The 11,075-nt window shown below is 61.7% G+C and carries 12 protein-coding genes; 8 read left to right on the top strand and 4 right to left on the bottom strand.

The window, feature by feature from the left end:
• Window positions 1-79: 79 nt before the first annotated feature.
• Genes rsmD through Q1V60_RS13240 form a run of 3 tightly spaced genes read right to left on the bottom strand, consistent with a single transcriptional unit; the run spans window position 80 to window position 3,523 of the window.
• The gene (gene rsmD, locus Q1V60_RS13250) at window positions 80-685 is read right to left on the bottom strand and encodes a 16S rRNA (guanine(966)-N(2))-methyltransferase RsmD (RefSeq protein WP_300631012.1); all 606 of its coding nucleotides are present in this window, start codon (window positions 683-685) and stop codon (window positions 80-82) included.
• A complete protein-coding gene (locus tag Q1V60_RS13245) occupies window positions 685-2,175 on the bottom strand; it encodes a pitrilysin family protein (RefSeq protein WP_300631010.1) in 1,491 nt (496 codons plus the stop codon). The genes rsmD and Q1V60_RS13245 overlap by 1 nt, the downstream gene beginning before the upstream one ends.
• The gene (locus Q1V60_RS13240; protein ID WP_300631008.1) at window positions 2,168-3,523 is read right to left on the bottom strand and encodes a pitrilysin family protein; all 1,356 of its coding nucleotides are present in this window, start codon (window positions 3,521-3,523) and stop codon (window positions 2,168-2,170) included. Before Q1V60_RS13240 ends, Q1V60_RS13245 begins: the two co-directional genes overlap by 8 nt.
• A gap of 232 nt (window positions 3,524-3,755) precedes the next feature.
• Here Q1V60_RS13240 and ftsY point away from each other — a divergent pair, with 232 nt between their 5' ends.
• The 4 genes from ftsY to rpoH all read left to right on the top strand — a co-directional run bounded on the left by ftsY (window position 3,756) and on the right by rpoH (window position 7,825).
• Window positions 3,756-5,153, top strand: a complete 1,398-nt coding sequence (gene ftsY / locus Q1V60_RS13235) for a signal recognition particle-docking protein FtsY (RefSeq protein ID WP_300631006.1) — start codon at window positions 3,756-3,758, stop codon at window positions 5,151-5,153.
• Window positions 5,150-5,821: a cell division ATP-binding protein FtsE gene (gene ftsE / locus Q1V60_RS13230; protein ID WP_003213784.1), complete on the top strand. Its 672-nt coding sequence runs from the start codon at window positions 5,150-5,152 to the stop codon at window positions 5,819-5,821. The genes ftsY and ftsE overlap by 4 nt, the downstream gene beginning before the upstream one ends.
• The gene (ftsX, locus tag Q1V60_RS13225) at window positions 5,818-6,840 is read left to right on the top strand and encodes a permease-like cell division protein FtsX (protein ID WP_300631003.1); all 1,023 of its coding nucleotides are present in this window, start codon (window positions 5,818-5,820) and stop codon (window positions 6,838-6,840) included. The genes ftsE and ftsX overlap by 4 nt, the downstream gene beginning before the upstream one ends.
• A gap of 130 nt (window positions 6,841-6,970) precedes the next feature.
• Window positions 6,971-7,825 carry an RNA polymerase sigma factor RpoH gene (gene rpoH, locus Q1V60_RS13220; protein WP_003176698.1) on the top strand — a complete coding sequence of 285 codons (855 nt, stop codon included), beginning with the start codon at window positions 6,971-6,973 and terminating at the stop codon, window positions 7,823-7,825.
• Window positions 7,826-7,934: 109 nt separating this feature from the next.
• Here rpoH and mtgA read toward each other — a convergent pair whose 3' ends face one another.
• A complete protein-coding gene (gene mtgA, locus Q1V60_RS13215) occupies window positions 7,935-8,657 on the bottom strand; it encodes a monofunctional biosynthetic peptidoglycan transglycosylase (protein WP_300631000.1) in 723 nt (240 codons plus the stop codon).
• 74 nt (window positions 8,658-8,731) lie between these two features.
• Between mtgA and Q1V60_RS13210 the strand changes: the two genes are divergently transcribed.
• The 4 genes from Q1V60_RS13210 to trmB all read left to right on the top strand — a co-directional run bounded on the left by Q1V60_RS13210 (window position 8,732) and on the right by trmB (window position 10,970).
• On the top strand, window positions 8,732-9,106 hold the full coding sequence (locus Q1V60_RS13210) for a DUF423 domain-containing protein (RefSeq protein WP_300630999.1): 375 nt from the start codon (window positions 8,732-8,734) through the stop codon (window positions 9,104-9,106).
• A gap of 79 nt (window positions 9,107-9,185) precedes the next feature.
• Complete coding sequence (gene thiS, locus Q1V60_RS13205) at window positions 9,186-9,386, top strand: sulfur carrier protein ThiS (protein ID WP_300630998.1); 201 nt, start codon at window positions 9,186-9,188, stop codon at window positions 9,384-9,386.
• 54 nt (window positions 9,387-9,440) lie between these two features.
• Complete coding sequence (locus Q1V60_RS13200) at window positions 9,441-10,235, top strand: thiazole synthase (protein WP_181282511.1); 795 nt, start codon at window positions 9,441-9,443, stop codon at window positions 10,233-10,235.
• A gap of 9 nt (window positions 10,236-10,244) precedes the next feature.
• Window positions 10,245-10,970, top strand: a complete 726-nt coding sequence (gene trmB, locus Q1V60_RS13195; RefSeq protein WP_300630995.1) for a tRNA (guanosine(46)-N7)-methyltransferase TrmB — start codon at window positions 10,245-10,247, stop codon at window positions 10,968-10,970.
• Window positions 10,971-11,075 lie beyond the last annotated feature (105 nt).

The raw sequence follows: 11,075 nt of genomic DNA, 5'->3' as shown, positions 1-11,075 counted from the left end.
TCGCGAAAAACGTTAACGATGACGCAGCGCTAACAGGCAACCCGTGTCGCCTGCTCTACCTTCGCGAGCAAGCTCGCTCCTACAGGGAACGATGCCACAGCGCGTAATACACCCGCCCGGACTTCTGCTCACGGTGCAGGCGCCAGCTCCCCGGCAGGCCGAGCGTCGAAGGCGCGGTCTCGCTTTCAGTGTAGATCCAAGCATCCGGCGCCAGCCATTGGCGTTCTTCCAGCAACGCGCACACGGTCGGCAGCAGGTTCTGGTTGAACGGCGGGTCGAGGAACACCACGTCATATTCGCTGGCCGCCTGGGTTTCCAGGTAGCGCAAGGCGTCGGCGGTCTGAACCTGGCCGTTGGTGCAGCGCAACGTGCCCAAGTGTTCCTTGAGGCTCGACACCGCCACGTTGCTCGCATCCAGCGCCTGTGCCTGGGACGCGCCGCGCGACAGCGCCTCCAGGAACAACGCGCCACTGCCCGCGAACGGGTCAAGCACCTTGGCGCCGCCGATGTACGGCGCGAGCCAGTTGAACAAAGTTTCGCGCACGCGATCCGGCGTCGGGCGCAGGCCTACGACATCGGGGAAGCTCAGCTTGCGGCTGCCCCATTCACCGCCAATGATGCGCAGTTGGCCCACACCGTTATGCACGTTGTGGACAGGTTTTTTCGGGCGAGATGAACTGGCCATTAATGCTCCGGAACCCCGAGCGGCTGCTCGGCGGGTTTATCAGTGGGGGGCGGTAGTGGCTTTTGCGCAATCGTCGGGCCGGCGGTCACGATGACCATCTTGTCGGCGCTCAAGTGTTTATTCATTGCGGCCTTAACCTGCTCTACGGTCAGGGCCTGGGATTGTTTCATGAAATCTTCCAGATAGCTCAGCGGCAGGTTGTAGAAACCCATGGCGCCAAGTTGCCCGACGATATCGGCGTTGCTGGCGGTGGACAGCGGAAAGCTGCCGGCCAGCTCGCGCTTGGCGTCATCCAGCTCTTTCTGGGTGGGGCCGGTCTTTAGGTAGTCAGCCACGACGTCTTCGACCAGACGCAGCGTGCCACCGCTCATTTCGGCGCGGGTCTGCAGGTTGATCATGAACGGGCCGCGCGCCTGCATCGGCGAGAACCCCGAGTACACGCCGTAGGTAAGGCCGCGTTTTTCACGCACCTCGCTCATCAACCGGGTGCCGAAACCACCACCGCCGAGGATCTGGTTGCCCAGCGACAGTGCGGCGTAGTCCGGGTCGGCACGATCAATGCCCAACTGGGCGAACAGCAGATGGGTTTGCTTGGAGGGAAACTCGATACGGCTCAGGCCGGCCTTTGGCTCGGTTGGCTGGGCAATCTTCGCCAGGGCAGGGCCCTTGGGCAACGCGGCAGAGACCTTGGCGGTCATGGCTTCGGCGTCGGCACGGCTCAGGTCGCCCACCACCGCGATCACGGCATTGCCCGCCGCGTACGCCTTGGCGTGGAATGCCTGCAGCTGTTGCACGGTAATCGCCGGAACGCTTTCAGGCGTGCCTTCGCTTGGATGGGCATACGGGTGGTCGCCGTACAGGCGCTTGAACAGCTCAATGCTGGCCAGTTTGGCGGGGTTCTGTTTCTGGTATTCGAAGCCGGCGAGGATCTGGTTCTTGATGCGCGCCAGTGAATCGGCCGGGAACGTCGGCTTGCCGATCACATCATCGAACAGCGCGAGTGCGGCATCGCGCTTGTCGCTGTCGCTCAAGCTGCGCAGGGTCACCAGGGCCATATCGCGGTAGGCGCCATTGCCAAAATCGGCACCCAGGCCTTCAAAGCCGGTGGCGATCTGGCTGACGTCCTTGCCCGGCACGCCTTCGTTGAGCATCGCGTTGGTCATCAAGGCCAGGCCCGGCACGTTGCCGTCCTGGCTGCTGCCGGCGGCGAACAGGATGCGCACGTCGAACATCGGCAGTTCATGGGCTTCGACGAACAGCACCTTGGCGCCCTCGGCGGTGGTCCAGGTTTGCACATCGAGCTTGCGGTTGGTCGGCGCTTTGCCGTCCAGTTCATCGAGCGATTGCAGTTTGTTGGCCGATTGGGCTTTGTCCAGCGCCGGGCTGGCGACGGACTCGTTCGGGCGCAACACGTACACGGCACTGGCCGCGATCAGGGTAACGGCGACCAGGCCGGGCAGAATCAGGCGGTTGCTTTTGCGGTCACTCATGAGCGGTCTCCTCAGGCAAAACATGGGCGACGCTCAGACGTTCGCGGGTGAAATAGGTGCGCGCAGCCTTTTGGATATCTTCCGGGGTCACGCTTTGCAGGTCGGCAAGCTCAGTGTCCATCAGCTTCCAGGACAGGCCCACGGTCTCCAGCGAGCCGATGGCCGTGGCCTGGCTGGTGATGGAGTCGCGCTGGTAGACCACGCCGGCAATCACCTGGGCGCGGATGCGCTCGAGTTCTTCGGCGGTGGGCGGCTTGGCCTTGAGCTCGTCCAACAGGCGCCACAAGCCGGCTTCAACTTGGGCGACGGTCTTTTTCTTCTGCTGGTTAGGCGTGGCGCTCAGCATGAACAGGGTATCGCCGCGGGTATAGGCGTCGTAATCGGTGGAAGCGGCGGACACCAGCTCTTCACCGCGCTCCAACTGCTCGGAGATCCGCGCGCTGTAGCCGCCATCGAGCAAGGCCGAGATCAGGCGCAGGGCTTGTACCGAGCGCTTGTCCTCGGCAGTGGCCAGGCCAGGCACGTTGAAGCCGAGGAAGACGCTTGGCAGCTGGGTTTTCACGTGCAGGGTCAGCAGGCGCTCGCCCGGCTCGGCCAGCTCCATCGGGATCTTGGCCGGAGGGACGTCGCGCTTGGGGATCGGGCCGAAGTAGCGCTGGGCCAGGTTTTTCACCTCGTCCGGCGTGACGTCGCCGACCACCACCAGGGTCGCGTTGTTCGGCACGTACCAGGCTTGGTACCAGTGGCGCAGTTCCTCGACCTTCATGCGGTCGAGGTCGGCCATCCAACCGATGGTTGGCGTGTGATAGCCGCTGGCCGGGAAGGCCATGGCCTTGAAGCGCTCGTAGGCCTTGGACATCGGGTTGTCGTCGGTGCGCAGGCGGCGTTCTTCTTTGATCACCTCGATTTCGCGGCTGAACTCATCGGCCGGCAGGCGCAGGCTGGCCATGCGGTCGGCTTCCAACTCGAAGGCCACGCCCAGGCGGTCACGGGCCAGCACCTGGTAGTAAGCGGTGTAGTCGTCACTGGTGAACGCATTTTCTTCGGCGCCCAGGTCGCGCAGGATCAGCGAGGCTTCGCCGGGGCCGACCTTGGCGCTGCCCTTGAACATCATGTGTTCCAGGGCATGGGACAAACCGGTCTGGCCCGGGGTTTCGTAGCTCGAACCCACCTTGTACCAAACCTGGGAAACCACCACTGGCGCGCGATGATCCTCGCGCACGACGACCTTGAGGCCGTTGTCGAGGGTAAATTCATGGGTGGGTTGTGGGTCGGCAGCCAAAGCTGAAAGGGGCAGACAAACTGTGCTGAGCAGCAGGCCTGCGGCGCGGCGGGCTAGAGCATTCATTCGTTTTTTAACCTGTTGGACTGCCCGCTTGGTCTTAGCGTCGGCGGGCGAGGAGGTGCTAGGATACTGATCCGACCCAGGGACGGCCACTGTGGCTGTTCTGTTAAGGCCCTATTTAGGCCTCACAAAATGTTGCGCATGAACGAGCTGGCTAAAAAACAGTCTGTTACGCATCGAATTTTATTTACCGAAGCGCCCCTTGGCGCGTCGCTACCTTGAGATAGCCGTCTCCATGTTTGGTTCCAACGACGACAAGAAGACCCCAGCTGCGGCTGGCGAGAAAAAAGGCCTGTTCGGATGGCTGCGCAAAAAACCGCAGGAAACCGTCGTCGAACAGCCGCAGGTTCAACCTGAACCTATCCCTGAGCCTATAGTAGAAGCCGAGCCGGTTGCCGAAGCGCCGGCGCCGACGGTGTTGCCGATGGCCGAGCCGGTGCTGCAGCCTGCGGTCGAGCCGGAGCCGGAGCCGGAGCCGGAGCCAGAGCCAGAGCCAGAGCACAAGCCGTGGCCGGAACTGCCGGTGGCTGAAGAACCGGTGGCACTGGTTGAAGATGTGCAGGTTGAGCATGTAACGCCGCCTATTCCTGCGGTGGTCGAACCCGCAGCGACAGTCGCCCCGACGCCACCTGCCGTCCAAACACCCGCGGCTGCGGTGGTTGCTGCGCCCACCGTCGTCGAAGAGCCTGTCGCCGAAACCAGCAAAACCGGCTTTTTCACCCGCCTCAAGCAGGGCCTGAGCAAAACCAGCGCCAGTATCGGCGAAGGCATGGCCAGCCTGTTCCTCGGCAAAAAGACCATCGATGATGAGCTGCTGGAAGACATCGAAACCCGCCTGCTCACCGCAGACGTGGGCGTCGAAGCCACCGCCGTCATCATCCAGAGCCTGACCCAGAAGGTCGCGCGCAAGCAGCTGACCGACGCCGACGCGCTGTACAAATCCTTGCAGGCCGAACTGGCCGCCATGCTTAAACCCGTTGAAGCGCCGCTGGTGATCACCCCGAAAAAACCGTTCGTGATCCTGGTCGTGGGCGTCAACGGCGCCGGCAAGACCACCACCATCGGCAAGCTGGCCAAAAAGCTGCAGGGTGAGGGCAAAAAAGTCATGCTCGCCGCCGGCGACACGTTCCGTGCCGCTGCCGTTGAGCAGCTGCAAGTGTGGGGCGAGCGTAACAAGATTCCGGTGATCGCCCAGCACACCGGTGCCGACTCCGCTTCGGTGATCTTCGATGCCGTGCAGGCCGCCAAGGCCCGTAACATCGATGTGTTGATCGCCGACACCGCCGGTCGCCTGCACACCAAAGACAACTTGATGGAAGAGCTGAAGAAAGTGCGCCGCGTGATCGGCAAGCTCGACGCCGATGCCCCGCACGAAGTCCTGCTGGTGCTGGACGCCGGTACCGGGCAGAACGCCATCAGCCAGGCCAAGCAGTTCAACCAGACGGTGCAACTGACCGGCCTGGCATTGACTAAGCTCGACGGCACGGCCAAGGGCGGGGTGATCTTTGCCCTGGCCAAACAGTTCGGGTTGCCGATTCGTTACATCGGCGTCGGTGAAGGCATCGACGACCTGCGCACCTTTGAAGCCGAACCCTTTGTACAGGCACTATTCGCCGAGCGGGAGCGTTCATGATTCGATTCGAACAGGTCGGTAAACGCTACGCCAACGGGCATGTGGGCTTGCATGAGCTGAGCTTTCGAGTACGCCGGGGCGAGTTTCTGTTCGTGACCGGCCACTCCGGCGCCGGTAAAAGCACCTTGTTGCGCCTGCTGCTGGCCATGGAACGTCCGACCACCGGCAAGCTGCTGCTGGCGGGCCAGGATCTGGCCACCATCAGCAATGCGCAGATCCCGTTCCTGCGCCGTCAGATCGGCGTGGTGTTCCAGAACCACCAGTTGCTGTTCGATCGCACGGTGTTCAACAACATTGCCTTGCCCCTGCAGATTCTCGGGCTGTCCAAGGCCGAGATCGTCAAACGCGTGGATTCGGCCCTGGAGCGCGTGGCCCTGTCGGACAAGACCGACCTCTACCCCGGCGACCTGTCCACCGGGCAGCAACAGCGCGTCGGGATCGCTCGCGCCATCGTCCACCGCCCGGCCTTGCTGCTGGCTGATGAACCCACCGGGAACCTTGACCCGCGCCTGGCGGCCGAGATCATGGGGGTGTTCGAAGATATCAACCGGCTGGGCACCAGCGTGCTGATCGCCAGTCACGACCTGGCCCTGATTGCCCGCATGCGCCATCGCATGCTGACCCTGCAGCGCGGTCGTCTGATCGGTGACGGGGAGGCAGGCGTATGAGTGCAACCCGCAGCCCTAAAGTATCCGAACGCGTGGCGCCGAAACCGGCCGACCCGCAACCGAAAAAGAAAAAACACGACGATGACGACGGCCCGGACTTCGGCACCCTGTTGCATGCCTGGATCGAAAGCCATCGCGCCAGCCTGCTCGACAGCCTGCGCCGCCTGGGCAAACAGCCGATCGGCAGCTTTTTCACCTGCCTGGTGATGGCGGTGGCGCTGAGCCTGCCGATGGGCTTGTCGTTGCTGCTTAATAATGTGGAGCGCCTCGGTGGCTCGTGGCAGCGTGCCGCGCAGATTTCCCTGTACCTCAACCTCGACGCCAGCACCAAGGATGGCGAGGGCCTGCGCGACGACATCAAGAATATGCCCGGTGTGGCGGATGCCGAATACATCAGCCGCGATCAGGCCCTTGAAGAGTTCCAGCAACAATCCGGCCTGGGCGAGGCGCTTAAAGAGCTGCCGCAAAACCCGCTGCCGGGCGTGGTGCTGGTGACCCCCAATGAAGTGGACAAGCCTGCGCTGGAAGCCCTGCGACAAAAACTCGCAGAGATGCCGAAGGTGCAACAGGCCCAACTTGATCTAGTCTGGGTAGAGCGACTGGCGGCGATCCTCAAGCTGGGCGACCGCTTTGTGTTCGGTTTGACGGTGTTGTTGGTGTCTGCATTACTTTTGGTGATAGGTAATACCATTCGTCTTCATATTGAAAACCGTCGCACCGAGATAGAAGTGATTAAACTGGTCGGCGGCACGGACAGCTATGTGCGTCGTCCTTTTCTGTACATGGGCGCGCTTTATGGCTTGGGTGCCGGGGTTTTGTCCTGGGGCGTGCTGGCTTTTGGACTAGACTGGCTGAACGACGCGGTTATCGGGCTTGCCGGCTTGTACGGCAGCGATTTTGCCCTGGCTGGGGTGCCGGCAGCCGATGGTCTGAGCCTCTTGCTTGGCGCGGTCTTGTTGGGGTATATCGGTGCGTGGATTGCGGTCGCACGGCATTTACGTGAGCTGGCACCGAAGTAGTTAACGTCAGGGTAATGTGGTTTCGTTTGTATTGACCTTGTCAGCAGTTTAGGGAACTTGTCCTACGGTTCCCCGGTCAATTTTCGCAGTGCTGAACTGCACGAGTTATGTGAGTCGGAGGTTTTTTCGTATGACCACTTCTTTGCAACCTGCTTATGCCTTGGTCCCGGGTGCGAACCTGGAAGCCTATGTGCACACGGTCAACAGCATTCCATTGCTGACACCCGAGCAGGAGCGTGAACTGGCCGAGAGTCTCTACTATGAGCAGGATTTGGGGGCGGCTCGGCAGATGGTGCTCGCCCACCTGCGTTTTGTCGTACATATCGCCCGTAGCTATAGCGGCTACGGCTTGGCCCAGGCTGACCTGATTCAGGAAGGCAACGTGGGCCTGATGAAGGCCGTGAAGCGCTTCAACCCGGAAATGGGTGTGCGCCTGGTGTCGTTCGCCGTGCACTGGATCAAGGCGGAAATTCACGAGTTCATCTTGCGCAACTGGCGCATTGTGAAAGTCGCGACCACCAAGGCCCAGCGCAAGCTGTTCTTCAACCTGCGCAGCCAGAAGAAGCGCCTGGCGTGGCTGAACAACGAGGAAGTCCACCGCGTGGCCGAAAGCCTTGGCGTGGAACCCCGTGAAGTGCGCGAGATGGAAAGCCGCCTGACCGGCCATGACATGGCCTTCGACCCGGCTGCCGAGGCAGACGATGACAGCGCCTTCCAATCGCCGGCCAACTATCTGGAAGACCACCGGTACGATCCGGCGCGTCAACTGGAAGACGCCGATTGGAGCGACAATTCCAATCACAACCTGCACGAAGCGCTGGAAGTGCTGGACGACCGCAGCCGTGACATTCTGTACCAGCGCTGGCTGGCGGAAGAAAAAGCCACGCTGCATGACCTGGCGCAGAAGTACAACGTGTCGGCTGAGCGGATTCGTCAGCTTGAGAAAAGCGCGATGAACAAGCTGAAACTGTCGATCGCCGCCTAAAACACAGCGAAGAGACAAAAAAATGCCCCGATCGAAAGATCGGGGCATTTTGTTTTGCTCAGAATCCAAGCATACCTCGGTTCAATGTGGGAGCTGGCACCGTGTTGTGTCAGTCGGACCAGGGGGCTTTGCGAGCGTTGTTCAGTTCAAGCAGGTAACCATCTCCGCCGAGCTGGCTCATCTGCTGGCGAATCCAAGCCGCGCGGCGCGCCACATAGGCCGTCGGATGGCTGGCGCTCCATACCCTTGGATTGGGCAACACTGCCGCCAAATAACTGGCCTGCTGCCGCGACAGCCCCTTGGCGCTCACCCCAAAATGATGCCGCGCCGCTGCTTGCGCACCGAACACGCCCTCATCCCACTCCACGCTGTTGAGGTACACCTCAAGAATGCGCTGCTTGGGCCAGAGCACTTCGATCAATCCGGTAAACCACGCCTCCAGGCCCTTGCGCACATAACTGCGGCCGGCCCACAGGAACAGGTTTTTCGACACCTGCTGGCTCAACGTACTGGCGCCGCGGATCGAACCGCCGCGCTCGTTGTGCAGGATCGCCGCCTGGATCGCGCCAAAATCAAAGCCCCAGTGCTGCGGGAAACGCTGGTCTTCGCCGGCCATCACCGCCACTTTGAGGTCGTTGGATATTTCGTCCCACGGCACCCAGCTGCGCTGCAGGTCGATAGGCTCGCCGTCGATCCAGGATTCGACCTTGCGTTCCACCATAAGCGCCGTGAACGGCGGCGGTACGACGCGAAACAGCAGCACCAGCAGCACACTGCCGATGGCGAACCATTTCACGACGTTGAGAAAGCGTTTGAAGAGGACACGCAGCATAGAGATGGCTTGGCCGAACCCGTTGAGCGGGCCATTATACAGACCCTGCCCGATGAGTCTGACTGGAGTTCCTCATGCTGCGTAGCTTTCTGATGCTGGCTGCTTTTTTCGGTTTCACCGGTGTCGCCCTCGGCGCCTTCGCCGCCCACGGCCTGAAGAATCGCCTGAGCGCCGAATACCTGACGATTTTCCATACCGGCGTGACGTATCAACTGGTACACACCCTGGCTTTGTTCGGCGTGGCCCTGCTGGCCGCGCATATTCCCGGCCGGCTGGTCACCTGGGCGGGTGTTTCATTTGTCGTCGGTATTTTGCTGTTCTCCGGCAGCCTGTATGTGTTGACGATGACCGGGATCAGCAAGCTGGGCATCATTACGCCATTTGGTGGCCTGGCGTTCCTGCTCGGCTGGTTCTTCCTGGGCTTGGCGGCGTGGCGCCTGCAGCTTTGACCGCTTGACGCTTGGAGCTGACCTTCAGGTCCCAATCGCGTTAGAATGCCGGCCCCTAAAAACGATGGCGGCCCGTGGCATGCGCATTCAGTTGAACGGCGAACCCTTTGAACTGCCCGACGGTGCAACCGTCGCGGCCCTGCTGACCCGCCTGGACCTCACCGGGCGTCGTGTCGCAGTGGAGCTCAACCTGGATATCGTCCCGCGCAGCCAGCACGAAGGCACCGCGCTCAGCGAAGGTGACCAGGTCGAAGTGGTCCACGCCATCGGCGGCGGCTAGTCGCCCCGGCCGTAACGCATCCTGCAGAACCTCACCCCATTACGAGGATTTCCCATGAGCATCGTTCGTAGCGACAAGCCCTTCGTCCTGGCCGGTCGCACCTACCAGTCCCGTCTGCTGGTCGGCACCGGCAAGTACCGCGACATGGAAGAAACCCGTCTGGCTATCGAAGCCTCGGGCGCTGAAATCGTTACCTTCGCCGTACGCCGCACCAACCTCGGCCAGATCGAGGGCGAGCCGAACTTGCTCGAAGTGCTGTCGCCAGACCGTTACACATTCCTGCCGAACACCGCCGGTTGCTACGACGCCATCGAAGCCGTGCGCACCTGCCGCCTGGCCCGTGAACTGCTCGACGGCCACAACTTGGTGAAGCTGGAAGTGCTGGCCGACCAGAAAACCTTGTTCCCCAACGTGATCGAAACCCTCAAGGCCGCCGAAACGCTGGTCAAGGAAGGCTTTGACGTGATGGTCTACACCAGCGATGACCCGATCATCGCCCGCCAGCTGGCGGAAATCGGCTGCATCGCGGTGATGCCGCTGGCCGGCCTGATCGGTTCCGGCCTGGGTATCTGCAATCCATACAACCTGCAGATCATCCTCGAAGAAGCCAAAATCCCGGTGCTGGTGGACGCGGGCGTGGGCACCGCCTCCGACGCCACCATCGCCATGGAGCTGGGCTGCGACGCAGTGCTGATGAACTCAGCCATCGCCCATGCCCAGCAACCGATCATGATGGCCCAAGCCATGCAACACGCGATCGTCGCGGGCCGCCTGGCCTACCTCGCCGGGCGCATGCCGAAAAAACTCTATGCCAGCGCCTCTTCGCCGCTGGATGGTCTGATCAAGTAAGAGCTATTGATGACTGAATCAAACGAAACGCCGAACACCGAGCAAGCAGGCGACGAGTCCAAGCACCGCCGCATCAAAAGCTTCGTGATGCGCGCCGGCCGCATGACCGAAGGCCAGCAAAAGGGCCTTGAGCAAGGCACGCCGCTGTTTGTGTTGCCCCTGGCCGACGCGCCGGTGGACTACGACCAGGTGTTCGGCCGTTCGGGCCCGCGTTCCCTGGAAATCGGCTTCGGCATGGGGCACTCCCTGCTGGAGATGGCCGCGGCCGCGCCGGATCAGGATTTCATCGGTGTAGAAGTGCACCGCCCAGGTGTCGGTGCGCTGCTCAACGGCGTGCTGACCCAGGGCCTGACCAATCTGCGGGTGTATGACTGCGACGCGATTGAAGTGCTTAACCGCTGCATCGCCGACAACAGCCTCGACCGCCTGATGCTGTTCTTCCCCGACCCGTGGCACAAAGCCCGTCACCACAAGCGGCGCATCGTCCAGGCTTCCTTCGCGGAACTGGTACGCAGCAAGCTGAAGGTGGGCGGCGTCCTGCACATGGCCACCGACTGGGAACCGTATGCCGAATACATGCTGGAAGTGATGAACGTCGCCCCCGGCTACCGCAACCTGGCTGAAGACGGCAAATGCGTGCCGCGCCCGGCAGAGCGTCCGATCACCAAGTTCGAACGTCGTGGCGAGCGGTTGGGGCATGGGGTGTGGGATTTGAAGTTCGAGAAAGTCGACTGACAGGCACTGGCTTGGAAGACGGTCAAAATGTGAGAGCGGGCTTGCTCGCGAATGCGGAGTGTCAGTCACTGAAGATGTCGACTGATCCACCGCATTCGCGAAGCA

This window comes from Pseudomonas sp. (assembly GCF_030147005.1).
Taxonomy (GTDB): domain Bacteria; phylum Pseudomonadota; class Gammaproteobacteria; order Pseudomonadales; family Pseudomonadaceae; genus Aquipseudomonas.
This window is presented reverse-complemented; position numbering and strand designations above follow the sequence as displayed.